This is a genomic window from Lapillicoccus sp., assembly GCF_039935575.1.
Classification (GTDB): Bacteria; Actinomycetota; Actinomycetes; order Actinomycetales; family Dermatophilaceae; genus Lapillicoccus.
Genome location: NZ_JBDTKA010000033.1, coordinates 1 through 24817 on the forward strand (window position 1 = coordinate 1; position 24817 = coordinate 24817).

Annotated in this window: 24 protein-coding genes and 1 pseudogene; 10 read left to right on the forward strand and 15 right to left on the reverse strand. The window is 70.4% G+C overall.

Going from position 1 to position 24817, the window contains the following annotated elements; translation table 11 throughout:
* From ABI385_RS04005 to ABI385_RS04015, 3 genes and pseudogenes are all read right to left on the reverse strand, one after another.
* Positions 1–286 (reverse strand): annotated as a pseudogene (locus ABI385_RS04005) (thymidine kinase); the annotation flags it as partial.
* Positions 287–334: 48 nt separating this feature from the next.
* Positions 335–1480, reverse strand: a complete 1146-nt coding sequence (locus ABI385_RS04010) for a nucleotide pyrophosphatase/phosphodiesterase family protein (protein ID WP_348102447.1) — start codon at positions 1478–1480, stop codon at positions 335–337.
* Positions 1477–2130 carry a DUF5998 family protein gene (locus ABI385_RS04015; RefSeq protein ID WP_348102448.1) on the reverse strand — a complete coding sequence of 218 codons (654 nt, stop codon included), beginning with the start codon at positions 2128–2130 and terminating at the stop codon, positions 1477–1479. Before ABI385_RS04015 ends, ABI385_RS04010 begins: the two co-directional genes overlap by 4 nt.
* Positions 2131–2309: 179 nt before the next feature.
* Between ABI385_RS04015 and ABI385_RS04020 the strand changes: the two genes are divergently transcribed.
* Both ABI385_RS04020 and ABI385_RS04025 read left to right on the forward strand, forming a co-directional pair.
* Positions 2310–3131, forward strand: coding sequence for a glycosyltransferase family 2 protein (locus ABI385_RS04020; protein WP_348102449.1), 822 nt, complete (start codon positions 2310–2312; stop codon positions 3129–3131).
* Positions 3128–3556: a DUF2304 domain-containing protein gene (locus tag ABI385_RS04025; protein WP_348102450.1), complete on the forward strand. Its 429-nt coding sequence runs from the start codon at positions 3128–3130 to the stop codon at positions 3554–3556. Before ABI385_RS04020 ends, ABI385_RS04025 begins: the two co-directional genes overlap by 4 nt.
* A gap of 81 nt (positions 3557–3637) precedes the next feature.
* On the opposite strand, the gene ABI385_RS04030 is transcribed toward ABI385_RS04025, so the two are convergent.
* Both ABI385_RS04030 and ABI385_RS04035 read right to left on the reverse strand, forming a co-directional pair.
* Positions 3638–4504: a type IV toxin-antitoxin system AbiEi family antitoxin domain-containing protein gene (locus ABI385_RS04030; RefSeq protein WP_348102451.1), complete on the reverse strand. Its 867-nt coding sequence runs from the start codon at positions 4502–4504 to the stop codon at positions 3638–3640.
* Between the two features lie 164 nt (positions 4505–4668).
* On the reverse strand, positions 4669–7335 hold the full coding sequence (locus ABI385_RS04035) for a GNAT family N-acetyltransferase (RefSeq protein ID WP_348102452.1): 2667 nt from the start codon (positions 7333–7335) through the stop codon (positions 4669–4671).
* Between the two features lie 45 nt (positions 7336–7380).
* Between ABI385_RS04035 and ABI385_RS04040 the strand changes: the two genes are divergently transcribed.
* The 3 genes from ABI385_RS04040 to ABI385_RS04050 all read left to right on the forward strand — a co-directional run bounded on the left by ABI385_RS04040 (position 7381) and on the right by ABI385_RS04050 (position 11653).
* Positions 7381–8001: a nitroreductase family protein gene (locus ABI385_RS04040; RefSeq protein WP_348102453.1), complete on the forward strand. Its 621-nt coding sequence runs from the start codon at positions 7381–7383 to the stop codon at positions 7999–8001.
* A 143-nt stretch (positions 8002–8144) separates the two neighbouring features.
* Positions 8145–10664 (forward strand): DNA topoisomerase (ATP-hydrolyzing), encoded by a 2520-nt coding sequence (locus ABI385_RS04045; RefSeq protein ID WP_348102454.1) that lies wholly within the window; start codon positions 8145–8147, stop codon positions 10662–10664.
* The gene (locus tag ABI385_RS04050; RefSeq protein ID WP_348102455.1) at positions 10661–11653 is read left to right on the forward strand and encodes a sucrase ferredoxin; all 993 of its coding nucleotides are present in this window, start codon (positions 10661–10663) and stop codon (positions 11651–11653) included. Before ABI385_RS04045 ends, ABI385_RS04050 begins: the two co-directional genes overlap by 4 nt.
* A gap of 48 nt (positions 11654–11701) precedes the next feature.
* Here the strand turns inward: ABI385_RS04050 and ABI385_RS04055 are convergent, their stop codons facing one another.
* The 3 genes from ABI385_RS04055 to ABI385_RS04065 are packed head-to-tail and all read right to left on the reverse strand — an operon-like array spanning position 11702 to position 13734.
* Entirely contained in the window at positions 11702–12433 is a 732-nt protein-coding gene (locus ABI385_RS04055; protein ID WP_348102456.1) for a dienelactone hydrolase family protein, read from the reverse strand.
* Positions 12434–12466: 33 nt separating this feature from the next.
* Positions 12467–13387, reverse strand: a complete 921-nt coding sequence (locus ABI385_RS04060) for an aldo/keto reductase (RefSeq protein WP_348102457.1) — start codon at positions 13385–13387, stop codon at positions 12467–12469.
* 41 nt (positions 13388–13428) lie between these two features.
* Positions 13429–13734 (reverse strand): hypothetical protein, encoded by a 306-nt coding sequence (locus ABI385_RS04065; RefSeq protein ID WP_348102458.1) that lies wholly within the window; start codon positions 13732–13734, stop codon positions 13429–13431.
* 43 nt (positions 13735–13777) lie between these two features.
* Between ABI385_RS04065 and ABI385_RS04070 the strand changes: the two genes are divergently transcribed.
* Entirely contained in the window at positions 13778–14077 is a 300-nt protein-coding gene (locus tag ABI385_RS04070; protein WP_348102459.1) for a hypothetical protein, read from the forward strand.
* A gap of 122 nt (positions 14078–14199) precedes the next feature.
* Here ABI385_RS04070 and ABI385_RS04075 read toward each other — a convergent pair whose 3' ends face one another.
* From ABI385_RS04075 to soxR, 7 genes are all read right to left on the reverse strand, one after another.
* Positions 14200–15402: a vWA domain-containing protein gene (locus ABI385_RS04075; RefSeq protein ID WP_348102460.1), complete on the reverse strand. Its 1203-nt coding sequence runs from the start codon at positions 15400–15402 to the stop codon at positions 14200–14202.
* Entirely contained in the window at positions 15399–16415 is a 1017-nt protein-coding gene (locus tag ABI385_RS04080) for a VWA domain-containing protein (protein WP_348102461.1), read from the reverse strand. The genes ABI385_RS04075 and ABI385_RS04080 overlap by 4 nt, the downstream gene beginning before the upstream one ends.
* Positions 16406–16876 carry a hypothetical protein gene (locus ABI385_RS04085; RefSeq protein WP_348102462.1) on the reverse strand — a complete coding sequence of 157 codons (471 nt, stop codon included), beginning with the start codon at positions 16874–16876 and terminating at the stop codon, positions 16406–16408. Before ABI385_RS04085 ends, ABI385_RS04080 begins: the two co-directional genes overlap by 10 nt.
* Positions 16866–17759, reverse strand: coding sequence for a DUF58 domain-containing protein (locus ABI385_RS04090; protein ID WP_348102463.1), 894 nt, complete (start codon positions 17757–17759; stop codon positions 16866–16868). Before ABI385_RS04090 ends, ABI385_RS04085 begins: the two co-directional genes overlap by 11 nt.
* Positions 17760–17792: 33 nt before the next feature.
* The gene (locus tag ABI385_RS04095; protein ID WP_407068220.1) at positions 17793–18791 is read right to left on the reverse strand and encodes an AAA family ATPase; all 999 of its coding nucleotides are present in this window, start codon (positions 18789–18791) and stop codon (positions 17793–17795) included.
* Positions 18792–19197: 406 nt separating this feature from the next.
* Positions 19198–21315: a DNA topoisomerase IV subunit B gene (locus tag ABI385_RS04100; protein ID WP_348102512.1), complete on the reverse strand. Its 2118-nt coding sequence runs from the start codon at positions 21313–21315 to the stop codon at positions 19198–19200.
* Between the two features lie 144 nt (positions 21316–21459).
* A complete protein-coding gene (gene soxR, locus ABI385_RS04105) occupies positions 21460–21921 on the reverse strand; it encodes a redox-sensitive transcriptional activator SoxR (protein ID WP_348102464.1) in 462 nt (153 codons plus the stop codon).
* A gap of 25 nt (positions 21922–21946) precedes the next feature.
* Between soxR and ABI385_RS04110 the strand changes: the two genes are divergently transcribed.
* The 4 genes from ABI385_RS04110 (at position 21947) to ABI385_RS04125 (ending at position 24756) form a co-directional block, all read left to right on the forward strand.
* Complete coding sequence (locus tag ABI385_RS04110) at positions 21947–22717, forward strand: SDR family oxidoreductase (RefSeq protein WP_348102465.1); 771 nt, start codon at positions 21947–21949, stop codon at positions 22715–22717.
* On the forward strand, positions 22714–23808 hold the full coding sequence (locus tag ABI385_RS04115) for an S-adenosylmethionine:tRNA ribosyltransferase-isomerase (protein WP_348102466.1): 1095 nt from the start codon (positions 22714–22716) through the stop codon (positions 23806–23808). Before ABI385_RS04110 ends, ABI385_RS04115 begins: the two co-directional genes overlap by 4 nt.
* A gap of 230 nt (positions 23809–24038) precedes the next feature.
* A complete protein-coding gene (locus tag ABI385_RS04120) occupies positions 24039–24248 on the forward strand; it encodes a hypothetical protein (RefSeq protein WP_348102467.1) in 210 nt (69 codons plus the stop codon).
* 22 nt (positions 24249–24270) lie between these two features.
* Positions 24271–24756 (forward strand): DUF456 domain-containing protein, encoded by a 486-nt coding sequence (locus ABI385_RS04125; RefSeq protein ID WP_348102468.1) that lies wholly within the window; start codon positions 24271–24273, stop codon positions 24754–24756.
* Positions 24757–24817 lie beyond the last annotated feature (61 nt).

A 24817-nucleotide genomic window follows, 5' to 3' on the forward strand; every position in this document is an offset into this window, starting at 1 on the left:
CCTGGGCGGGTGTGTAGAACTGGGCCTCGTCGCAGATCAGGTAGTCCACCCGCATACCGAGGGTGGCGAGGTCGACCACCTCGCCCCAGAAGTCAAGGTCGTCCGTGACCTCGCGAGCCGGCGTGGACAACCCCAGCCGCGAGCTCAGCACCGACTGACCGGCGCGGTCCAGCTTGGTGAAGATCAGGCCGCCGCGCCCACGAACCGCGTGGTTGTGGTCCATCTGCAAGGCCAGCGTCGACTTGCCGCAGTCCATCGTGCCGTTGAAGAAGACGAGCTCTGCCACGGGCGCCCACTCTAATGCGACCCGTCAGCAGCATCGGTCGGCAGGCAGTCAGCCGTCGCGGGCACCGATGCTCACGAGCGGGACGGCGCGCTCGTCGACGCTGACCGAGCCGTGCAGGCCGATGAGCCGCAGCAGCTCGGGGCGGGTCCGGCCGGTGTGGACGACGGCGTGCTCTCCGCGCATCATCGCGACGACGTCGCCGATCCGGGGCCGTACCCGGTCCGCGACCTCCCCGAACCAGCCCGCGCGCACCGCCTCGTCGCGTCCGAGGACCCACGCGCCGCGACCCATGGCCGTTCTCCAGGTGGCCAGCACGTCCTCGGCGGCACCGGGCTCGCAGTAGAGCTGGACGGACCGGGGTTCGCCGCCGACGTGGCGTACGCCGGTGAGCAGCACGGGCTCGTGGGCCAGATCGGTGCGGCGCAGGTGCGGGACGTCGACCATGCCGTGGTCGGCGGTCACGTGCACCGCCGTGTCACCGGGCACACTCGCCGCGAGTCGGGCGAGAGCCCGGTCCACGGACTCGAGCTCGTCCCCCCATTCCCACGAGCCGCATCCGTTGACGTGCCCCACCTTGTCGAGGTCGCCCCAGTAGAGGTAGACCAGGGCTCGCGGGTCAGAACGGACAGCCGTGACCGCAGTCACCACCCGGTCATCGAGCTCTCTTGCGGCCTGGAACCGACCGCCGCGCAAGGCAGCCGTCGTCAGCCCGGACCCGTCGAAGAACCCCGGTCCGATCCTCGTGACGCCGACCCCTTCGGTGGCCACCTGCTCGAAGACGGTCGGCAACGGCTGCCACGCCGTCGGGTTAGGGCCGTTCTCCCAGGAGAGCTCGTTGAAGACCCGGTCCTGGTCGGGATCGAGGACCTCATAACCCACGAGCCCGTGCTGACCCGGCGGCAGCCCGGTCCCGAAGCTGCCCATCGACGTCGCCGTCGTCGACGGGAACCCGCAGTCCAGCCGCAGCGCCGACCCCAGGTGGGACCGCAGGAACGGGGCATGACCGCTGCGCCGACGCAACAACACGTCGCCGAGCCCATCGACGAGCACGACCACGGCTCGACGGGCAGGTGCCAGGCCCAGGTCGGGCACACCGGCATAACGACCGGACCCGATGCTGCGGGCGACTGCGGGCAGGACGTTGGCCAGGCTGGTCGACGCGTACGCCGGTGGGGCCGGTGGGCCGGACGTCACCGCCCGTGTCCTGGGCCTCCGGTCGAGAGGCCCGTCGAGCCGATGGCCGCCGAGAGCGTGCGGGCGAAGTACATCCCGGTGGAGAGCGCCTCCTCGCCATCGGCGTCGGCGCTGATGCGCAGCGAGATGTCGTCGGAGGCGACCGTGCCCTCGAAGCCGTGGTCCGCGTCGCACTCCGGGTCTGCGCAGCTGGCGGGGACCAGGTCGATCCGAGCCACGGCACCCCAACCCACCGTCAGGGTCACCTCACGGCCGAGAGAGCCGCGCACGTAGGAGTCGGGAGCACTGACGACGTGGGTCAACATCACGCCTCGGACCGAGCTGAGCGGGACGGTCTCGCTCGTCGCGGTGGCGACCGCCAGACCCGGCTCGTCGTCGTGGTGGTCGTCGGCGTGGGCGATGACCAGACGGGTCGGGGTCATTGCGAGGACGGTGACATGCCGCCGAACCGCGTCGTGGTCGAACGTCGTCTCCTGGTGGACCAGGTGGGCCACGACCTCGTCCAGGCCCAGGGCCGACTCCACGACGTCGGCCACGAGTGCCGGGTAGTAGCCGGCTCGTTCGATGGCCGCCATGAGGTCGCGCGGCAGGGCGGCGGGACGGCCGATCCCGGTGGTACGGATGTCTCGGGGTGCTGCCATGCGCACCATCCTCGCACCTTCAGGCATACCGGCTGTTGCGTTGCCCACCGATGCGCGCCTGGCCAGGCGAGGCCAGCTCGCGGCAGGTCGGGGCAGGTCGGCGCAGGTCAGGGGCAGGTTCGGGGCAGGTCAGGGGCAGGTCGGCGCAGGTTGGGGCAGGTCGGGGGGCACGGGATAGCCTCGCCCTCGTGACGAGGCCCGCCGACCGCGTGCTCATCATCGTTCCGGCCTGGAACGAGGAGGCGACTGTCGCGGCCGTGGTGACCGAGATCCGTGCGGCGATGAGCGACGCGTCCCTGACAGCCGACCTGCTCGTGGTCGACGACGGGTCCGACGACGCGACCGCTTCTGTCGCCCTCGCGGCCGGAGCGTTCGTCGCGCGCCTGCCGATCAACCTCGGTGTCGGCGGCGCGATGCGCACCGGATATCGGTATGCCCGGCGACAGGGCTATGGCGCGACCGTCCAGGTCGACGCCGACGGGCAGCACAACCCCGCCGACATCCCGGCCCTGCTGGCCGGGCTGGGGTGGCCGGTCGGGACGGTCGGGACGATCGGTACGGCCGGGACGGCTGGGCCGGGTGGGCTCGACATCGTCATCGGGGCGCGGGCGGCCGGCGACGGCGCCTATGTGGCGCGTGGACCGCGCAGGTGGGCCATGCGCCTGCTGTCCATCACGATCTCGCGGATCGCCGGGACCCGGCTGACCGACACGACCTCGGGCTTCAAGGCCTGCGGCCCGCGTGCGATCGAGCTGTTCGCGCGCAGCTATCCGGCCGAGTACCTCGGCGACACCGTCGAGTCACTCGTCGTCGCCGCACGGTCACACCTGCAGATCCGTGAGGTGGCCGTGGTGATGCGCCCTCGGGCCGGCGGCCAACCGTCGCACAGCCCACTGCGGGCCACGGCTTTCCTCGGTCGCGCGGTCCTCGCCCTGGTTCTCGCGCTGACCCGACCCAGGCCAGAGCTGCACAGGGGCGCGCACTCGCGATATGGGGAGCTGGACGGGTGAGCATCCTCAGCCAGAGCGGCTACCCCTTTGCCCTCGTCGTCGCGGTGCTGCTCCTGCTCGCCCTGTTCTGGCTGCTGCGGACCCAGCGGCTACGCGAGAAGTACAGCGTCCTCTGGTTCGGCGTCATCGTCGGCGTCGTCCTGCTCACCTTCGTCCCCTCGATCACGGGCGGGCTGACGGCCCTGGTCGGGGTCACCACGCCGATCAACCTCATCTTCATCCTGGCGTTCCTCGTGCTCCTCGTCGTCTGCATCCAGCTGAGCATCGAGATCTCGCACCTCGAGGAGTCGGCGCGCACGGTGGCGGAGGAGGTGGCCCTACTGCGGCTCGAGCTGGAGCAACGCCTCAGGGATACGGCTCAATCCAAGGACCTGGACCCAGGGTCATTGGAGCCGACCGAAGAGCCCGATACGCCCGACCAGTGAGGCTTACGTCGTGCACTCAGCACACGGTTCTGCGCTCAGCTGACGGTATGCGGTGAGCTGAGCGCAGCACCATGTGCTGAGTCAGGCGGCCCGTCGGGCGCGGGCGATGGCCCGCCGGATCCGTTCGAGGATGCGCTCCGGGTGGGCGAGGTCGGACCAGGTGACCCGGATGACCTCGTAGCCCAGGTCTCGTAAGCGGTCCTCGCGGAGCTTCTCGGCCACGAGGTCGCTCGACCCGGTGTACTTCATCAGGCCGTCGAACTCGACGAGGACGGTCGTTCCGTCGATCACCAGGTCGGCGCGCCAGTCGACCTGATCGTCGTGGACGACGAACTGCGGCGTCACGGCGAAGCCCGCACTGACGAGGACCTCACGGAGCAGCGTCTCTCCGGGCGACTCAGATCGGCTGTCGACTCCCGCGAGAGCGCGCCGGACACCAGTGATGTGGGGATGCCCGCCGAGCTGCCCGACGGCCTCCGCGAGCTGCCGGGGACTCACGAGACACCGGTGCAGGGCTGCGTCGGCCGCGACCAAGGCATCCGACGGACCGTTGACCAACCCGGTCTGCACGATCGCCTGAGCCACGGTGACAACCCCCTCGAGGTGAGGGTGGATGATCGCCCCGTCGCGATGTCGGCTGGCCCGGTCGTGCAGCCGAGTGAGGTGCACGACGTCAAGATCTGCTCGAAGCAGCGGCAAACCGTGCATCGTCAGCAACGAATGATGGCTGGGGCAGACGCCCGGCAGGTGTTGGGTCAGGGCGCTGACGCGCAGACCGTGCTCCATCCGGGACTCCCCCACCGGACCGAGCGCATACCAACCGCGGATGAGTCTGTGACACTGGCCGGCGGCGACCAGGCGTCTGAGCTCGGAGGCGTCGATGCCAGCCGCGACCGCGTAGGCAGCGCTGAAGACGCCGTCACGGGTGAGGCGACTCAGCAGGTCCATCCCGAGATGCTGCCCGCAGAGAGGGTCGGGCCTGGTACCCGTTGTGGATAAACCGGCGTGGACCGACCCTGTGGCCGCCTCAGCACACCGTTGTGCGCTCAGCCCACCGTATGCCGTGTGCTGTGCGCAGCACCATGCGCCGAGTTCGCGTGGCGAAGCGCGGGTCAGGTCATCGCGCGGCGGTCGGCGTCCTTGCGGGTCAGGGCCGGTCGAAGCGAGATCTCGGCATCCAGGACGTCGACGCCACCGGACCAGGCGTTCACGGGCTGCAGCTCGACGCTGACGACCTCGGGCAGGTCGTCCGCCAGGCAGGACAGCCGGGCGATGAGGTCGGACAGCGCGGCCCGGTGAACGGGCATGGCACCGCGGTGCCCGTGCAGGAGCGGCGCGGCACGCACCGAGGAGATGAGGTCGGAGACGTCGACGTCGGTGAGCGGCGGGATGCGGTGGGCGATGTCGCCGAGCAGCTCGGTCGGGGGGCCAGCCACCGAGAAGCTGACCACCGGACCGAACAGGGGGTCCTCGACGCTGGTGAGGACGCAGACCACCCCGGGTGGCGCCATCGCCTGCACCCGGAACGACCCGTCGGCGATCGGCCCCAGCCGCGAGCGCATCGACTCGACGGCGGCCCGCACCGCCCCAGGCCCCGGCAGGTCGGCCCGAACGCCGTTCACCCCGGGTTGATGGCGCAGGATCGGAGAGGTGGTCTTGAGGATGACCGGATAGCCGAGTGCGTCCGCGGCAGCCACGGCCTCGTCCGCGGTCCCGACGAGACGAGCGTCCCAGAGCGCGATCCCGTATGCCGCGAGCAGCTCGGTGGCCTCGTCTCTGGTCAGCGTCCTGCCGTCGGCGTCTCCCGCAAGGACTCGCTCGACGAGGTGCGCGGCGGCCTCGCGGTCGACCCCGACGGGGTCGACCGGCAGCCCCCGGTCCCGGGCCCGCCACTGGCTGTAGCGGGTCGCTGCCGCCAGCGCGCGAACGCCGTCTTCGGGCATCGCGTAGGACGGGACGATCCGGCGGGGAGCTCCGTCGGGCGTCTCGAGCGCGAGCTCCTCACTCACCCCGGACATACCGAGGAACGTTGCGACGCAGGGCTTCTCGCTGCGGCGTGAGATGTCCCGCACGGCGGCGATGACCTGCGCGTCGACGGTCTCCAGGGGCGGGATGAAGCAGGTCAGGACGCTGTCGACGTGGTCGTCGTCGAACGCGGCTTGCAACGCGGCAGCGAACTGCTCGGCGCTCGCATCGGTACGCAGCGACACCGGGCCGTGCATGACATCGAGACCCCAGCTCAGCGCGGCTTGGGCGGTGAGGGCGCCCAGGGCGTCGGAGTTGCCGACGATGGCGACCCGCTGCCCGGCCGGGAGCGGTTGGTGGATCACCAGCTGGGCGACGTCGAAGAGCTGGTGGACGTTCTCGACCCGGATGACGCCGGCCTGGCGCAGCATCGCCGTGAACGCACCGGTGGGTACGTGCGTCTCGCGCACGCGGTGGCCGGGAGGGGCGCCGTAGGCGGAGACTCCCGACGAGACGACGATCACCGGTTTGGTGGTGGACAGGCTCCGGGCGATACGGGAGAACTTGCGGGGGTTGCCCATGGACTCGAGATAGAGCCCGACCGCGTGGGTCTGCGGGTCGTCGATCCAGTACTGCATGAGGTCGTTGCCTGAGACGTCGACCCGGTTGCCCGCCGACGCGAAGGTCGAGACGCCGAGCCCGCGTCGGTCGGCGGAGGCCAGCACCGCGACACCGAGCGCCCCGCTCTGGGCAAACAGCCCGAGCCCGCCGCACGAGGGGGTCCGGGGGGCGAGCGTCGCATTCAGCCGCACCATCGGGTCCGTGTTGAGCAGCCCGAACGAGTTCGGGCCGACGACCCGCATACCGGACTCCCGGGCCCGGCGACGCAACGTGTCTTGACGCTCGCCACCGTCACCGCCGATCTCCGCGAAACCGCCCGAGGCAACGAGCAGGGATCGCACCCCCTTGGCAGCGCACTCGTCGACGACGTCGAGGACGCTGCCGGCCGGCACAGCGACGACGGCGAGGTCCACCGGACCCGGGATGTCGCCCACCCGGGCGTGGGCGGGTAGCCCGAGAACTTCCAGCGCCTCGTGGTTGACGGCGTAGACCGGCCCGGTGAAGCCGCCCTCGAGGATGTTACTGAGCAGCCGGTGGCCGATCGAGCTCGGCCGTCGACCCGCCCCGATGACGGCGATCGACTCGGGGTGGAACAGGGCGTGCACGCTGACCGACTCCGCGTGGTGCTCGCGAGAGAGGCGGACCGCAGTGGACTGCTCGGTCGGCCTGATGTCGAAGGAGACCCCGACGACGCCGTCCTCGTAGTGATGCTGGACGGCATACCCCGCCTCCCTGAAGACGTTGAGCATCCGGCGGTTCTGGGGCAGTACCTCGGCGACGAACTTGGTGACGCCGAGCTCCTGCCCGATCACGGCGAGGTGCTCGAGCAGGACTGAGCCGATCCCCTTGCCTTGGTAGTGGTCGGAGATGTTGAACGCCACCTCGGCCGACGACGCGTCGATGCGGTCCCAGCGGCCGACGCCGATGATGTCGCCGCGGACCGTCATGACCAGGGCCACCCGGTCCACGTTGTCGACGTGGGTGAACCGGTGCACGTCGCGTTCGCTCAGCTCACGGATCGGTGCGAAGAAGCGCAGGTAGATCGACTCGTCCGACTGGCCCGCATGGAACGCCCGCAGCCGGTCGGCGTCCTGTGGGGTGATCGGCCGGACATGTCCGACGGAGCCGTCTCGCAGCACGACGTCCGCGGCCCACTGTGACGGCAACGGCGCGTCACGGCGGTCGCGGGGCATGGACCCATGCTTGCACCAGGGCCGGGGGCTGGCAGCATCTCGGTCATGGAGTTCTCCGAGGTGGTCCGTCGTCGGCACATGGTTCGTCGCTACGACCCGGACCGGCCCGTTCCGCAGGCCGCGTTGCGGGCCTGCCTCGAGAACGCGGTGCGCGCGCCGAGCGCAGGTTTCAGCCAGGGATGGGACTTCGTCGTGCTGACCTCGGCCGGGGACCGGCAACGGTTCTGGACCGCGACGAGTGAGGACCTCGACGACGAGGACGCCTCGCCAGACGCCTGGTCGGTGGGCATGCGCACCGCGCCAGCAGTAATCCTCTGCTGTTCGGACAAGCAGGCCTACCTGGACCGGTATGCCGCGCCGGACAAGGGCTGGACGGACCGGGACGAGGCGCGGTGGCCGGTGCCCTACTGGGATATCGACACGGGCATGGCCGCCTTGCTGATCCTGCTGACGGCGGTGGACCAGGGGCTGGGCGGGCTGTTCTTCGGGGTTCCGCCGGAGTGCCACGACGACGTCCACGAGGCGTTCGGGATTCCGAGAGAGCACACCATCATCGGGGCGGTCGCGATGGGGTATGCGGTCGACGGCCCGAAGAGCCCGTCCCTCGAGCGCGGCCGACGCACCGCCGACCAGGTGGCGCACTGGGGCCGGTTCGGGGAGCACTAGGACCATCCACAGGTCGGCGGGTCTGTCGAGCCGGGCTGGACGGGGTGCGCGAGGATGGGCGCGTCCCGTGGCCGGGGCCAGTCAACCGCACGACACGCGCCGACAGGCACACGCAGGCGTACAGCAGCAAGGAGCAGGTCCGGATGGCTCGACGCAGCACTCCCCCACCGCCCGATGACCCGGTGGTCGAGCGGATCATCGACATCGACGTCGAGGAGGAGATGCAGAACGCCTTCCTCGAGTACTCCTACTCCGTCATCTATTCGCGGGCCCTGCCCGATGCCCGCGACGGGTTGAAGCCGGTGCAGCGCCGGATCCTCTACGGCATGAGCGAGCTCGGCCTGCGGCCGGACCGTGCGCACAAGAAGAGCCAGCGGGTCGTGGGCGAGGTGATGGGCAAGTACCACCCGCACGGGGACCAGGCGATCTACGATGCGCTGGTACGCCTTGCGCAACCGTTCACCATGCGGGTGCCGGTGGTCGACGGGCACGGCAACTTCGGCTCGCTCGACGACGGGCCGGCGGCGGCCCGCTATACCGAGGCGAGGCTGGCCCCCGCCGCGATGCTCATGGTCGCCGGGCTGGACGAGGACACGGTCGACTTTGTCGGGAACTACGACGACACCGAGACCCAGCCGGAGGTGCTCCCGGCCGCGTTCCCCAACCTGCTCGTCAACGGAGCCAGCGGGATCGCCGTGGGCATGGCGACCAACATGGCGCCCCACAACCTGGTCGAGGTGATCGGAGCCGCCCGGCACCTCATCGCCAACCCCACCTGCTCGCTGGACGACCTGATGAAGTTCGTCCCCGGCCCTGACCTGCCCGGTGGTGGCCGGATCATCGGCCTCGACGGGATCCGCGACGCCTACCTCACCGGTCGAGGCGCGTTCCGCACCCGCGCGGCCGCGCGGGTCGAGTCGATCAACGCCCGACGCCAGGGCATCGTCGTCACCGAGCTGCCCTACCTCGTCGGCACCGAGAAGGTGATCGAGAAGATCAAGGACCTGGTGCAGGCCAAACGGCTTCAGGGCATCGCCGACGTCAAGGACCTCACCGACCGCAAGCACGGCCTGCAGCTGGTCATCGAGGTCAAGAACGGGTTCAACCCCGACGCGGTCCTGGAGGAGCTCTACCGGCTGACGCCGATGGAGGACTCGTTCAACATCAACAACGTCGCCCTGGTCGAAGGGCAGCCACGCACCCTCGGGCTCAAGGAGCTGCTCAAGGTCTACGTCGAGTTCCGCACCGACGTCGTCCGGCGACGGACCGCATACCGGCTGGCCCGTCGCGAGGAGCGGCTGCACCTGGTCAACGGTTTGTTGGTCGCGATCGCCGACATCGACGAGGTCATCCAGGTGATCCGCACGTCCGATGACACCGCAGCCGCTCGAGCCCGGCTGATCGACGTGTTCGACCTGTCCGAGGCGCAGGCCAACTACATCCTCGAGCTGCAGCTGCGGCGGCTGACCCGGTTCTCGCTCATCGAGCTGGAGAAGGAGAAGGCCGATCTCGAGCGCCAGATCGAGGAGCTGCGCGCGATCCTCGGCGACGAGCGGCTGCTGCAGCGAACCGTCTCCACCGAGCTGGCCGAGGTCGCCAAGGCGCACGGGACCCCGCGGCGTACGGTCCTGCTCGAGTCGGCGGGTGCGCCGGTGTCTGCGCTCAGCTCCGGTTCTTCGGCCCTGCAGCTCGAGATCCCCGACGACCCCTGCTGGGTGCTCCTGTCGTCGACCGGGTTGCTGGCCCGCACGCTGACCGACGCCGCCTTCCCGGCCGAGGGCGGCCGGGCCAAGCACGACGTCCTCGTCGGAGCGGTCCGGACCACCGCCCGAGGCGAGGTCGGGCTGGTCACCAGCCGCGGTCGGATGATCCGCCTGACGGCGGTCGACCTCCCCGCGCTGCCCGTGACCAACGGCCCGCCGTCCCTGGGCGGAGGGGCGCCGTTGGCGGCCTACGTCGACCTGCCGCGCGGTGAGGAGCCGCTCACGCTCGCCTCCGTCTCACCCGACCAGCCGGGGCTCGCCCTGGCCACCGCGCAGGGGGTCGTCAAGCGGGTGACGACGGACTACCCGGCGCGACCGGACTTCGAGCTCGTCACGCTCAAGGACGGCGACAGCGTGGTGGGTGCCGCAGCGGTTCGGGACGAGAGCGACGAGCTGGTCCTGGTCAGCGCCGACGCCCAGCTGCTGCGCTTCCCTGCATCGAGCGTGAGGCCGCAGGGTCGCGCCGCCGGCGGGATGGCCGGCATCCGGCTGGCGCCGGGCCAGCGCGTCGTCTGGTTCGGGGTGCTGGACTTCGAAACCGACGCCGTCGTCGTGACCTCGAGTGGGTCGTCGGGCGCGTTGCCTGGCACCGAGGCGGGTTCTCTCAAAGTCACCCCCTTCACCGAGTACCCCGCGAAGGGGCGGGCGACGGGCGGGGTGCGCTGCCACCGGTTCCTCAAGGGTGAGGACACGCTGGTCCTCGCCTGGGCCGGGCCCGTGCCTGCCAAGGCCGCCGCAGCCAACGGGGTCCCCGTCGAGCTCCCTCCCCCGACGGGAAGGCGAGACGGGTCCGGGTCACCGACGGGCGTCGTCATCGCGGCCATCGCGGGGGCGCTATCCAGCGGTGCGGCCACCGGCAACGGGCCGTCGCCCGCTGCCTCGCCAGAGGGGACCCCGTGACGGCAGACCGACGAGCGGAGCCTCTCGAACCCACCACCGGGCACGGCGTCAGCGCACCTGACGCCTGTTCGGTCGTGTGGGACGGCGCCGACGACGCCTCGGTCTACGGCACCGCGGCGCCGGCGCGGTTCTGGGTCGCGCTCGAACAGGACGGGCCGTGGGGCCGCAACGCCGCGACGCAGTCGCATCTGCCCATCGAGATCGGTCGTGTTCTCGAACGCCGGTGCACTCAGCTCGGCGGCCGGCTGACCCTGATCCGACGACCCGGCCCCCATGCCGACCAGCATCGAGACCCGCGCCGCTGCTACCTGGCCTGGAGCGGTCCCGAGCCGTTCCTGCTGGTGTTCGACGTCGCGGACGCCCCGGCCGCCGTGCTCGACATCGACCTCGCGCCGCTGGCCCGCGGTGACCGGGCCGCGGTCCTGGCCGCACTTCCCGCGGCGCGGCCCGCGCCGCCCGTGATGCTCGTCTGCACCAACGGTCGCCGGGACGTCTGCTGCGCGGTTCGCGGCCGACCGGTGGCGGCCGCCGGCCACCAGGCATACCCCGGTCGAGTCTGGGAGTGCTCGCACACGGGCGGGCACCGGTTCTCGCCGACCGGCGTGCTGCTGCCGTGGGGGCGCAACCTCGCGCGGCTCACGGAGGCCACGATCGCGGACGTCGTCGAGGCCGCTGACCGTGGCGCCCTTCCGGACGCGATGACCGGGCCGTGGCACGACCGAGGCGCCAGCGCGCTGCGGGAGCGGGGCCAGGCGGCCGAGTCCACCGTCCGTCACCTGATCGGTGAGACCGACCTGCAGGCCCTGGACGCGCCGCCCGACAGTGACCGGGCGCACGACCGGGAACGCGACGGGGTGCGCGTCGTGCACCGCGACGGGCGCACCTGGCTCGTCCAGCTCGAGGTGGTTGTCGGTGAGCCGCGGGAGAACTCCTGCGGTACCGCGGCGTTCCCGTCACGGAGCTGGGCCACGAGCGTCACTCAGGTGTGACGGCTGAGGTCGGCCGATCAAGCGACGCTGACTCGTCAGCGCACCCGGTCAGCGGTGCGCGTCCACGAAGCCGAGTATGCGTCGCCAGGCGTCCTCGCAGGCTGTCTCCCAGAACGCGTACTGCTTGTCGAAGAACGAGTGCGGTGCATCGTCATACTCGACGAACTCGTGCTCCACCCCGGCTTCGGTGAGGGCGGCGTCATAGGCGGCGTTCTGCTGCGGGGTGGTGGCTTTGTCCGCACCTGCAGCCAATACCAGTACCGGGGCCGTTATCTCCCGGACGACGTCCATCACTCGGCCGGGCATGCCGTAGAAGCCCATGCATCCCGCGGCGCCCAGGTCGGTTGCCGCCAACGCCCAGGACTCACCACCGAACTTGCAGAACCCCAGCGTGAACACCGGGTCGTCGCTGCGCTCCTCAAGCCGGGCCTTGGCGGCGTGGGCGTCCATGAGGACCTGCTCGCCGCTCAGCGCGTTGGCGTGCGGCAGGAACTCGAAGTCGGCGTCCCTCGCGGTCATCCCGGCTGTGCGCGCATACGGATCGATCGCGACCGTGTCAATCCCCGCCTGGGCGAAGCACAGCGCCAGGTCGGTGTAGTACGGATGCAGGCCCCGGATGTCCGGGAGCAGCACGAGGGAGGCTCCGCGGCGGGTCACCGGGACGGCGTCGTACGCGGCGAGCTGCGTGCCGTCGGCAGCGACCAGCTCGGTCGGCCCGTGCTGGCCGACCTCGCTGGACCGGGGAGGCAGGGGTGGGTGCTGGTCGCTGGAGAAGCACATGGGTGGAGTCTCCACCCCTGCGCTGGGACCGGGTCACGGCCTCGTGATCGAGCTCAGCCGTTCGATCTCGTCAGTGTCGAGCGCGAGCCTCATCGAGTCGACGAGCGGCTGCACCTGCTCGAGGGTGCGGGCACTCGCAATCGGTGCGCCGACGGTCGGTTGGGCCCGCAGCCAGGCGAGGGCCACCGCCGTGACCGACGTCGCGTGCGCCGCGGCGATCTCGTCCAGGGCGTCCAGCAGGTCGCCGACGCCGTCCCGTTCGAGGTAGCGCCCGGCCGCCTGGGCCCGGGCCGACGCGACGGTCAGGCCGGGTCGGTACTTGCCGGTGAGGAACCCGCTGGCCAGCGACGAGTACGGCAGCTCGACCAGCCCGCGCTCCTCGAGCGTCGGCAGGAGCGTGGACTCGATCTCCCGCTCGATGAGGTTCCACTGGTCCTGGGCGACCGTAAACGGGGTCAGTCCCTCGTCACGCGCGAGGTCAAGGGCGGAGTCGAGTCGCTCGGCGGTGAAGTTCGAGGCGCCGACCTCGCGGACCTTGCCGCTGGTGACCAGCCCGTCGAAGGCCGCGACGTACTCGGCCTGGCTTACTTCCGCGTCGTCCCGGTGGGCGTAGTAGAGGTCGATGCGGTCGGTTCGCAGCCGGCGCAGCGAGTCGTCGACCGCAGCCTGGATGTTGGCTGAGGACAGGCCAGGTCGGTCCTTCTTGCTGAACACCTTGGTGTGGATCTCGACCTCGTCACTGCGTCCGTGGGCAGCGAACCAGTCGCCGATGATCGACTCGGACTCGCCGCCGGTGTTGCCGGACACCCACTGCGAGTAGACGTCGGCGGTGTCGATGGCCCGACCTCCCGCGTCGACGAAGGCGTCGAGAACGGCGAAGCTCGCCTCCCGGTCGGCCGTCCATCCGAACACGTTGCCGCCGAGCACCAGTCCACCGAAGTCCAACGAGGTCATATCGGGCACCTACCCTGGCGCCTCGTCCGCAAACCGCAAGGTCACCAGGGTTTGTCGACCGGCGGCCGTCCTGAGCTCCCGGGCTGCTGGTCGCCCTGACCGCGCTGTTGCAGGTTGTCCTTGGTCTTGTCGTCCAGCTGTTGCTGCTTGTCCTGGCTCGGCTGGTCGCCCTGGCCCTGCTGGTCCTGCGGCGCCTGCCCCTGCCCCTGGCCCTGCTGTTGTTGCCGGGCCTGCTGCCGGGCATCGTTCAGCTGCTGACCCTCGTCGGTCGAGGCGTCTCCTTCGAAACACCCCTGCGGCGCCGCCACGACGAGGGCGAGCACCCGGTCGTTGTCGGCCTTGGCCACGTCTGCCTGTCCCGCGTCCGTGGCTGCCGCCCCGAGCTTCTCGATGCTGAGGACGGTTGACCCGGACCTGACAGGCGTCGCGCGAGTCGGCCGGTGCGAGGGCGAGCGCCTCCTCGAAGGCGGCGCGTGCGCTGTCGTAGTCCTGCGCGAGGACGCTGGCGTCACCACGGGCGAACGGCGCCTTGTAAGGCTCGATGACGTTGAGGAGACCCAGTCGTGCGGCAGCCGACTCCACGCCGGTGACGTTGCCCGCGGCGTATGCCTCGCGCGCCTGGTCCCCGAGCGCCACCATAAGGGCGAGCTTGGCTGCGACCAGGGCCAGCAGGAGCACGACGGGCAGTGACCAGAGAACCAGTCGGCGACGCAGCCGCAACCGCCCCGCCCGCGCCCCGGGGTCCTCAGGCGCGGCGCCTGGCTCCGAACCGGAGCCCGGGCTCAGGGGTACGCGCGTGGGGGTGATGGTGCTCACGCCGAACCTCCTCCCCCTGTGCTCGACGACGTCTCCAGCTGGGTGTGTCCCGTGCTGCCCGGTGAAGGATCCGAGGGTGTGCCTCGGGGCCGACGGCCCGCCCCGGCCTGTCGTCTCGTCGGGGGCCGTCCCAGCCTCGTCCGTCCCAGCCTCGGCCGTCCCAGCGCGGTCCGTCCCAGCGCGGTCCGTCCCAGCGCGGTCCGTCTTTTGAGCGCCGCGAGCGAGGTCAGCGACGCTATGACCAACCCCAGCTCCCAGGCCCCGACCAGGGCGACGGCGAGCAGCAACACCCAGTAGAGCTCCGTCCGGCCGCCGAGCTCGATCTGTTCGGCGCCACTGACCGAGCCGAGCTGCGTGAGGTGCACGGCGTCCACGATGGCTTGACCTGCGTCGTCTGACTGCCGGTGCAGGTAGGGGACGCCGAGCTGGTCGGCGATCTGCGCGAGCTGCTTCTCGTCGATCGTCGAGATCGCCGGCTTGCCGGTCGAGGGGTCGACGACGTCGCCCTCGGACAGGTTCCCCGTCGTCGCCATCGGCCCACCCGCGGCGGTGCCGTACCCGAGCACCGCTCCCCCGTTGACCAAGCCCCCCGGGATCTCGAACGGCTGCGGCTCGGTCTCGGCCGTCTGCTCTCCGTCGCCGAGGTAGAAGACCAACCGGGCGCGGTCGGGGTGGGTGGCCTGACCGCGCTGGAGGGCAGCGACGAGGTCGGTGCGGGCGACCGTGACACTGCTGCCCCGAGACCAGCGAGAGGTCTCGGGGCGCAGTGTGTCAGCGGCCGCGTAGAGGGCAGTCGCATCGCTGGTGAGAGGCAGCCGAGTCGTGGTGTCGAGGTCAAAGCTCAGCACCGTGAAGCGGGCACCCGGCAGCTGCGCGGCGACCCCCTTGAGGTCCGTACGCATACCGGCGAGGCGAGGCTCGGACCCGGCGTAGTCACGGGCCATCGACGACGTCGTCGTGTCGACGACGAAGTAGACGTCGACCGAGCTGGCGTCGACGCGGACGTCGGTGCCGGGCAGGGCCGGACGCGTGGCAGCCAGCAGAAGCAGGAGGACGACCGCACTCCGTCTGCCGCGGGCCCCGCCGGTCTCGGTGCGCTCGCGCCGTCCGGCCGGCCACCAGATCAGCGCGGCGGCGAGCCCGGCCAAGAGGAACAGGATGGGCCACGGAGCGACCGGCAAGAACGACAGGCTGGTCACGGGCGCCACCTGATCCGGCGCAACCCCAGGTAGGCGAGGGTTGCCAGCGAGGCGAGTCCGATCGGCAGGACCGGGTTGTCGTGGACCACGGTTCGTGGGGAGGACGGGATCCGGCTGGCCTCGCGGGACGAGACCGCTTCGAGGACGCGCTGGACGCCGCTGATGTCGTTCAGGGCGAAGTAGACGCCACCGGTCGACTCCGTCACCGACTGCATCTCTGTGGCCGCCGTCGAGCTCGGGTTGTCGGAGGGGTTGATCCCGTAGACCTGGATCTGGTCCTTGTCGGCGAGCTGACCCGCCTCGGGCAGCGTGAACAACGACTTGCCGAGGGTCTCGTTGTCCGATGCGAGGATGACCGAGCGGGCCCGCTTGAGCTCGGGATGGTCGAAGCTGCGGACACAGGTGGCAAGTCCGTCGCCGATCAGCGAGCTGCCTTCGCCGTTGAGGGTTCCGGCGAAGAACGGGTCCCTCGGGTCGAGTCGGGTCAGCGCCAGCTGCGCCTGGTTCAGCTGCTCGGTGACAAACGTGTAGTCGTCGGTCAGGGGAAAGACCGGGACGGCCGAGCTGTTGAAGATCACCAACGAGATCCGCTCGCCCTTGAAGCCCTGCACCAGGCTGGTGAAGGTCGATACGACCCGGGAGTCGACCTCGATCATCGACCCGGAGACGTCCAGGCACAGGACGATGTCACGGTTGTCCTTCTGGGAGACCAGGGTTGTGGTCTGGGTCGGACGGGCGGCGCCGAGTACGGCCGCGACCAGGAGAACCGCCAAGAGCCCAGCCCCGCCCAGCAGCTGCCACCGGTGTCGACGCACGGCCCGCTGATACTCCGGAAGCGCCCGCAGCGCCTCGGTGTTGGCCACCGGGATCGCGGCCGGCTCGCGGCGTCGACGGCGCCACCACCAGACGCCGAGGATGAGCAGCGTCAGGACGGCGACCGACGGCAGGATGACCCGCGGCTGGGCCAGCGTGCTCAGACCCATCGTGCTCAGACCCATCGTGCTCAGACCCATCGCGCCACGACCTCCCGCGCTACGGCGGCAGCCTCGGGCAGCGCAACCTGGCGTTCGGGACCGAACTCGACGGGGTAGAGCCGGAACACGACGTCGGACACGGGAGCCATCGCTGGCAGCCCGGTGCGCTGCAGCTCCGTCAGGGTCATCGTCGGGGCATCGACACCAGAGGCGGCTCGCACGAACTGGCGAACAGCGGCGCTGAGGTCCTGGTAGGCCTGGCGCGCGGACAGCTCACCGACCCCGGCACGTCGGACGATCTCGTCGATCCGCTGCAGGTACTCGCCCTTGAGCTGGGCCAGCCGCCACCCGGGCGGCGGCTCCGGTGCGACGAACGCCTTGACGCGGCGGGTCTGCGCCCAGACCACGACGAACCACCCGACGGTGGCGACTGCGACGACCGCCGCGATCACGGTCCACAGGGCGGAGTACGTCATCGGCGGGTAGAAGTCAGCGACCACGGCGGCGCTGCCTCTCGAGCATCCGGAAGACCACGGACAGGACCTGCTCCGAGGCACCGACCCGGCCGTGGACGATGCCCAGCCCCTCGAGCGTCGACGCCAGGCTCGCCCGGCGAGCCGTCATAGAGGCGGTGTATGCCGCGTGCAGCTGCTCGTCGAACCGCACCTCGGGTGCCATGACCAGCTCGTCACCCACGTCCCGGGCGCCGACCCCACGGCGGCCCGCGCCGACCGCCGTGGGGTCGGCGTCCTCGACCGTCACCCAGAGCACCTCGTGCTGGGCGTGCAGCCGCCGGACGAGGACCACGTCGTCGCCGTCGAGGTCGCGCTCGTCCGCGACGACGACGAGCAGCAGCCGCCCTGCGTAGTGGCTGGCGACATGCTCCAGCTGGGCAGACAACCGGCTGGGTCCGGAGTCCAGCGTGGTCCGGGCTGCTATCGCCCGCAGCAGCCGCTCGAGGTGCCCCTCCCGACCCTTCGCCGCATACGGGCGGGTAGCCGTCGCATCGCCCTCGACCAGTCCGACCAGGTCGCCGTGCCGCAGCGCGAGGTACCCGAGGGTGCCCACCACGTTGATCCCGACCACCGACTTGGGCTCTCCGCCGGCGGCGAGCGCAGCCATGCCGCGTCCGGAGTCCACGACGAAGACGACGGTCTGCGTGCGGGTAGCCACCCACCGCTTGACCAGCGGGCTGCCGTGCCGCGCCGTCGCCTTCCAGTCGATGTCGCGGACCTCGTCGCCTGGGACGTACTCGCGCAGGTCGTCGTAGTCCAGGCTGCGGCCCCGGAACACCGACGCGTACTCACCGTCGAGCAGCCCCCACGACCGCCGGTGGGCGACGATGAAGAGCTTGCTCTTCACGGGGCTGAGCAGGGCGGTCACGACGGGCTCCGGTCCGGTTGGCGCAGGGGGTTTTCAGGGGGTGCGGACGGTGCCGACGAGGGCGTCGACCACAGTCTCGACGCGGGTGTTCTCCGCAACCGCCTCGAACCCGAGGACCACCCGGTGTCGCAGCACCCGGTGGGCGAGCGCCTTGATATCGTCGGGGACCACGTGGTCGCGGCCGGCGAGCAGGGCTCGGGCCCGGGCCGCCTGGGTGAAGGCGATGCTCCCGCGGGGGCTGGCGCCGAACTCGACGAACCGAGCCAGGCCCGCGTCGATGTAGGTCTCGGCGTGCCGGGTGACGTAGACCAGGCCGACGGCATACCGGACGATCACGGGGTCGAGGTAGACCCGTCGGGTGAGCTCCTGCAGGCGGATCACGTCCTCGATGCCGATGACGGGCACCTGGTCCTCGCGGAACACGCCCGCGTCGATCCGGTAGAGGACCTCGGCCTCCTCCTCGAGCGTGGGGTAGTCCAGAACGTCCTTGAGCATAAAGCGGTCGAGCTGAGCCTCCGGCAGGATGTAGGTGCCCTCCTGCTCGATCGGGTTCTGGGTCGCGAGGACGAGGAACGGAGCCGGCAGCGGGTAGCCCTGGCCACCGATCGTGGTCTGGCGCTCCTGCATCGCCTCCAGCATCGCCGACTGGGTCTTGGCCGAGGCGCGGTTGATCTCGTCGAGCAGCACGATGTTGGCGTGCACCGGTCCGAGGTGGGTGCTGAACCCCGCCGTCGACGCGTCGTAGACCTGGGTCCCGACGATGTCGCTCGGCAGCAGGTCGGGAGTGCACTGGATGCGGGCGAACGAGCCGCTCACGGCGTGGGCGAGCGTCGAGGCTGCCGTCGTCTTGGCCAGGCCCGGGACCGACTCGAGCAGGATGTGTCCGCCGGTGAGCAGCCCGATGAGCAGGGTCTCCTGGAGACGCTCCTGTCCGACGACCTTGCCCGTGAAGGCGTCGGAAAGCCGCTCGACGGTGGTGCCGGACCAGGACATCTCGTCGGGGCGCAGGATCGGTCCGGACGGCTGTTCCATGCACGGATCGTAAGCGGCGGCGCTGTGGTGCCTCGCCACGACCGGCGTTCATGACGGGTATGCCGGTGGCCGGCTCGCTCTCCCGACCGGACTCACGTCCTTCCGGGTTGATCCCGACCGGACTCACGTTGTCCTTGGTTTGTCGGCCCTGGCGGCGCCGAGAACCGGGAGGAACGTGAGTTCGGTCAGGCGGGGAGCGGACGATCGGAACTGGGCTGCCGGTACCGGGTCTGCGTCACCCCGGGAACCCCAGATCGCGCACACCTCACACGATCGCGCGCAGGTCCGTCGACACACGCACACCGTGCAGACTGCGCGCGCCTCGACCGAGGTGTGCGCAACCCACCGAAGCTGGGCGCGCGATCCGGGCGAGGTGTCACTACCCTGCCGTGGGTAGCGGCGTGGGTCAGGCGTCGATGCGGTCGCGGTCCAAGGCGGACGCGGAGCCGATGATGAAGTCCTTGCGCGGAGCGACGTCGGAACCCATCAACAGGTCGAACACGCCCTCGGCACGCTCCGCCTCGCCCAGCGTCACCCGTCGCAACGTCCGGTGGCGGGGGTCCATGGTGGTGTCCGCCAGCTGGTCGGCGTCCATCTCACCTAGACCCTTGTAGCGCTGCGGCGGCTCCTTGACCTTTTTGCCGCGCTTCTCCAGGGACGCACGGGTACGGCGCATCTCCGCCTCGTTGTAGGTGTAGATCAGCTCGTTCCTGGCGCTGCCCGCAGCGATCACCTCGAGGCGATGCAGCGGCGGTACGGCGGCAAAGACGCGCCCCGCCTCGACGAGGGGGCGCATGTAACGGAAGAAGAGGGTCAGCAGCAGCGTCCGGATGTGAGCGCCGTCGACGTCTGCGTCGCTCATGATGATGACCTTGCCGTAACGCGCCGCCTCGATGTCGAAGGACCGACCCGAGCCCGCGCCGATCACCTGGATGATCGAGGCGCACTCGGCGTTCTTGAGCATGTCCGCGACGGACGCCTTCTGGACGTTGAGGATCTTGCCGCGGATCGGGAGCAACGCCTGAAAGTCGGACGACCGCGCCTGCTTGGCCGTGCCGAGTGCGCTGTCGCCCTCGACGATGAACAGCTCCGAGCGGGCGACGTCGTGAGTGCGACAGTCCGCGAGCTTGGACGGCAGTGACGACGACTCGAGTGCGGTCTTGCGACGCTGGGTCTCCTTGTGCAGCCGCGCGCTGATCCGCGACTTCATCTCGGAGACGACCTTCTCGAGCAGCAGGGCGGGCTCGGCCTTCTGCCCGCGGGCCGGGTTGGTGATCCGGTCGGTCAGCTCGGTCTCGACGACTCGGCTGACGATCGCCCGCACCGCCGACGACCCCAGGACCTCCTTGGTCTGGCCCTCGAACTGCGGCTCGTCCAACCGGACGGTCACCACCGCGGTCATCCCCGCGAAGACGTCCTCCTTCTCGACCTTGTCCGAGCCGACCTTGAGGCGGCGGGCATTGACCTCGAGCTGCTTGCGGAACACCTTGAGCAGTGCTTGCTCGAACCCCTGGACGTGGGTGCCCCCCTTGGGCGTGGTGATGATGTTGACGAACGAGCTCAGCTTCGCGTCATAACCGGTCCCCCATCGCAGCGCCACGTCGACGGCGCAGTCGCGGGTCAGCTCGGTCATCTCCATGTGCCCGGCGGGGTCGAGGACCGGCACGGTCTCGGTGAACGTTCCCGACCCCTCGAGCCGCCAGACCTGCGTCAGTGCCGGATCCGGTGCGAGGAACTCGACGAACTCGGCGATGCCCCCGTCGTGCAGGAACACCTCCTCGTGCGGCCCGTCCTGCCCTGGCGTCCCCGCCAGTCGGCGCTCGTCGCGCACCACGAGCGCCAGCCCGGGCACCAGGAACGACGTCTGTCTGGCGCGCGCGGCGATCTGCGCGTAGTCCAGCTCGGCCCCCGGCAGGAAGACCTGGTGGTCCGGCCAGAACCGCACCCGGGAGCCGGTCACCCCCCGCTTGGCCCGCCCGATGGTGGGCAGCTCGTTCTTGCGTTGGTATGCCGAGAAGGTCGCGTCCGGCGACAGGTCCGACTGGTCGCGGTCGGCATACACGCCGGGCTCACCGCGACGGAAGCTCATGCCGTAGGTCTTGCCCCCCCGGTCGACCGCGACGTCAAGCCGCGCCGACAGGGCGTTGACGACGGAGGCACCTACCCCGTGCAGGCCCCCGGAGGCCGCGTAGGACGAGCCGCCGAACTTCCCGCCGGCGTGCAGCTTGGTGAAGACGACCTCGACTCCGGACAGCCCGGTGCGCGGCTCGATGTCGACCGGGATGCCTCGCCCCTGGTCCCGGACCTCGACCGACCGGTCGGCGTGCAGGACGACCTCGATGCGGGTCCCGGCGCCGGTGAGGGCCTCGTCGACCGCGTTGTCGATGATCTCCCAGAGGCAGTGCATGAGGCCGCGCTCGTCGGTCGAGCCGATGTACATGGCCGGGCGCTTGCGGACAGCTTCGAGCCCCTCCAGCACCTGCAGGTGCCGGGCGGTGTAGTCCCCGCCGTTGGGGGCGGGCATGCGTGCGGCGCTGGCCACTGCCGAACTCTCCTGGTTCTGCCCGGGCGTTCACCGGGCCGTGCGGGTCCTACGCCTGGAGGCTATCCGCTGGTCACGACGGAGGTCGGAACGCCGCGCACAGGGCGGGCTGGGGGATCGTCCTGCTCACGCGCCGCGCCGGCGCAGCAGCTCGGGCAGCCGCCCGGCGCCGGACATCCGAGTGCCGATCTCGTCTCCCGGGTTGTAGAGCGAGCAGGAGCGCAGCGAGAGGCAGCCGCATCCGATGCAGCCGTCGAGCCGGTCGCGCAGCGCCTCGATGGCCGCGATCCGCTCGTCGAGACGGCCCCGCCAGTCCCGCGAGATCCGCTGCCAGTCGGCCGCCGTGGGAGTCCGGGACCGGGGCAGTGTGGCCAGCTCCTCGGCCACCTCCTCCAAGCGGAGCCCGATGTTCGTGGCCGCCCGGATGAAGGCGAGCCGACGCAGCACGATCCGCTGATAGCGGCGCTGGCCGCCGGAAGTGCGGGACGCCTCGATCAGGCCACGGCCTTCGTAGAAGCGCAGCGCGGACGGGGCGAAGCCGCTGCGATGGGCCACCTCGGCCACGGTCAGGGAACGTTCGGTGGGCATGGGAACAGACTACCCTTGACTTCAAGTGGACTTGAAGTTCGAGCATGGGGGCATCACCAACACCCAGATCACGAAAGGCACGCTCATGCCCACCGCACTCATCACCGGCGCGTCCGCGGGCCTCGGCCAGGCCCTGGCCGAGGCGCTCGCCCGCCGCCATTGGCACCTCGTCGTCGACGCCCGCGGGCGGGACCGCCTTGCGGCAGCGGCCGCCGCACTGACGTCCGAGACGACGGTCGACGCATACCCGGGCTCGGTCACCGACCCGCGACACCGGACCGAGCTCGTCACCGCAGTCCGGCGCGCCGGCGGCCTGGACCTGCTCGTCCACAACGCCAGCGAGCTCGGCGGCAGCCCACAACCGGGGCTGGCCGACCTCGAGGCGGCGACCTTTGCGCAGGTGCTCGACACCAACGTCGGGGCGCCGGTCCAGCTCACCCGGCAGCTGCTGCCGGAACTGGCGTCGTCGGGAGGCACGGTGCTCGCGATCTCCTCGGACGCCGCCGTCGAGCACTACGAGGGGTGGGGTGCCTACGGCGCCAGCAAGGCGGCCCTCGACCACGTCATCGGGACTTTCGCCGTCGAGCACCCAAGCATCCGCTGGTATGCCGTCGACCCGGGCGACATGCGGACGCAGATGCACCAGGCCGCCTTCCCCGACGAGGACATCAGCGACCGCCCGCTGCCCGAGACGGTCGTCCCCACGCTGCTGCGGCTGCTCGACCTGAGGCCGCCGAGCGGCCGGTACCGGGGCGCCGACCTCGCAGTCGACACGACCGCGGTGGTCCACTCATGACCGCGCTGGCGTCCGTTCCGACAACCACCTTCCGATCTCCGAGGGAAAACACGGCCTCGCAGCCACCAGAGGCCGGGGGTATCCAGCGCGACGGCATCCGCCTACTGGTCGCCGCTGCCGACCGCGACATCGGCTTCGAGCACGTCCGGTTCCGCGACATCGGGCGGTTCCTGGAGGCGGGTGACGTGCTCGTAGTCAACACCTCGGCGACGGTCGCGGCAGAGGTGGACGCGATGTCGTCACGACACGGCCCCGTCGTCGTGCACGTCGCCGCACCCCTCGATGACGGCTCGTTCGTCGTCGAAATCCGGACAGCGCCGGACGCGGCACGTCCTGTCTTGGACGCCCAGATCGGTGATCGGCTGAGCATCGGCCCGGTATCGGCGGCATTGCTGGACCCATACCCACGCACCCTCTCCTCCCCCACCGGGCGCGGCAACCGGCTGTGGCGAGCGCAGGTGAGTGGTGACCTGGATGCCGTGCTGTCCATGCACGGCCGGCCGATCGTCTACGGGTACCTCCAGGAGCGCTACCCGCTGTCGGACTACCAGACCGTCTTCGGGCACCACCCCGGGAGTGCGGAGATGCCGAGTGCCGGGCGGCCCTTCACACCGGCCCTGGTGAGCGAGCTGGTCAGCGCCGGGGTTCAGTTCGCACCGGTCCTGCTCCACACGGGCGTGTCGTCACAGGAGGCGGGGGAGGCGCCGCAGCCAGAACGGTTCTCGGTCGAGGCCAGCACCGCCGACCTCGTCAACGCCGCCCGTCGGCGCGGCTCCAGGGTGGTTGCCGTGGGGACGACCGCGACGCGGGCCATCGAGTCGGCCACGCGTAGCGACGGGCAGGTGCGGACCAACAGCGGTTGGACGGACCTCGTCATCTCGCCGGAGCGGCCGGCCCGGGTCGTCGACGGCCTGGTCACCGGATGGCACGACCCCGAGGCCTCCCACCTGCTGCTGGTCGAGTCGGTGGCGGGTACGGAGCTGACTCAGCAGGCCTACGACGCGGCGGTCTCGCACGCATACCTGTGGCACGAGTTCGGCGACTCATGCCTGCTACTGCCCAGGCGCGACCTCGCCGGCGCGAGGAGGTGAGGCTCCGGCGCATCCACCGGGGCAGTTGGCAACGAACACCTCACATGGAGATCACGGTTCGGCACAGCGTGTTTCACATCACGGGCTAATGCCGCTCGGGAAGCAACCCACGTGCTTGACTGTTGAAAGCGAAGCACCGGTTGTCACATCCAACGATGGCCGGAGGACGTCAACGGGGACGTTGTCGAACCAGATGGCCTACCCCAACCAGCATGTGAGAGAAGGCAGACGTGAACGCAACATTGGCCCCGAGCCTCAGCGCAGCGGATCGTTGTGACCGCTGCGGTGCGCAGGCCTACATTCGCGCCCGCCTAGTGAACGGCGGCGAGCTGCTGTTCTGCGCCCACCACGGGCGTGAGCACCTGCCCCAGCTGCAGGCGCACGCGAGCGAGATCCAGGACGAGACGAGCCGCTTGACGGCGGAGGACGAGCTCGGCTGAACGAAGGAGAGGGCAGGAACCGGTGATCACCGTTGTCGTCACCGGGCTGCTCATGGCGGTCGGGTTGGTGGGCATCGTCGTGCCCGTCCTGCCCGGCCTTCTCCTTGTCTGGGCGGCAACCGCATTGTGGGCGTTCGACCATCCGAACCATGGGGCGTGGCTCGTGTTCGGTGTCGCCGGGCTCGCGTATGCCGCGGGTGTCGTCACGCAGTACCTCGTACCCGGGCGCCGGCTCAAGGCGGCCGGGGTCCGCACGAGCACGTTGGTGCTCGCCGTCGGTCTGGCGATCGTCGGGTTCTTCGTCATCCCGATCGTCGGCGCGCTGGTGGGGTTCGTGCTGGGGATCTACCTTGTCGAGGCGACGCGTCAGCGCGACCACCGGATCGCGTGGTCGTCGACGACGCACGCGCTCAAGGCCGTGGCGATGTCGATGGGGATCGAGCTGACGGCCGGGTTCGTCATCGTGGCCGTCTGGGTCGTCGGGGTGTGGCGGCTCGGGATCCCCTAGGGCCGCAGCGTGCCGTAAGTCGTCGCCGTAAGTCGTTGCGGTAAGGCGTTGCCGTCAGGCG

What these genes read in the sequence shown, in the direction of transcription:
- ABI385_RS04015 (WP_348102448.1), bottom strand. Translation starts at nt 2,130, where the DNA reads ATGGTGCGCATGGCAGCACCCCGAGACATCCGTACCACCGGGATCGGC.
- ABI385_RS04030 (WP_348102451.1), bottom strand. Translation starts at nt 4,504, where the DNA reads ATGGACCTGCTGAGTCGCCTCACCCGTGACGGCGTCTTCAGCGCTGCC.
- ABI385_RS04035 (WP_348102452.1), bottom strand. Translation starts at nt 7,335, where the DNA reads ATGCCCCGCGACCGCCGTGACGCGCCGTTGCCGTCACAGTGGGCCGCG.
- ABI385_RS04040 (WP_348102453.1), top strand. Translation starts at nt 7,381, where the DNA reads ATGGAGTTCTCCGAGGTGGTCCGTCGTCGGCACATGGTTCGTCGCTAC.
- ABI385_RS04045 (WP_348102454.1), top strand. Translation starts at nt 8,145, where the DNA reads ATGGCTCGACGCAGCACTCCCCCACCGCCCGATGACCCGGTGGTCGAG.
- ABI385_RS04055 (WP_348102456.1), bottom strand. Translation starts at nt 12,433, where the DNA reads ATGTGCTTCTCCAGCGACCAGCACCCACCCCTGCCTCCCCGGTCCAGC.
- ABI385_RS04060 (WP_348102457.1), bottom strand. Translation starts at nt 13,387, where the DNA reads ATGACCTCGTTGGACTTCGGTGGACTGGTGCTCGGCGGCAACGTGTTC.
- ABI385_RS04070 (WP_348102459.1), top strand. Translation starts at nt 13,778, where the DNA reads ATGCTGAGGACGGTTGACCCGGACCTGACAGGCGTCGCGCGAGTCGGC.
- ABI385_RS04080 (WP_348102461.1), bottom strand. Translation starts at nt 16,415, where the DNA reads ATGGGTCTGAGCACGATGGGTCTGAGCACGATGGGTCTGAGCACGCTG.
- ABI385_RS04095 (WP_407068220.1), bottom strand. Translation starts at nt 18,791, where the DNA reads ATGGAACAGCCGTCCGGACCGATCCTGCGCCCCGACGAGATGTCCTGG.
- ABI385_RS04100 (WP_348102512.1), bottom strand. Translation starts at nt 21,315, where the DNA reads ATGCCCGCCCCCAACGGCGGGGACTACACCGCCCGGCACCTGCAGGTG.
- soxR (WP_348102464.1), bottom strand. Translation starts at nt 21,921, where the DNA reads ATGCCCACCGAACGTTCCCTGACCGTGGCCGAGGTGGCCCATCGCAGC.
- ABI385_RS04115 (WP_348102466.1), top strand. Translation starts at nt 22,714, where the DNA reads ATGACCGCGCTGGCGTCCGTTCCGACAACCACCTTCCGATCTCCGAGG.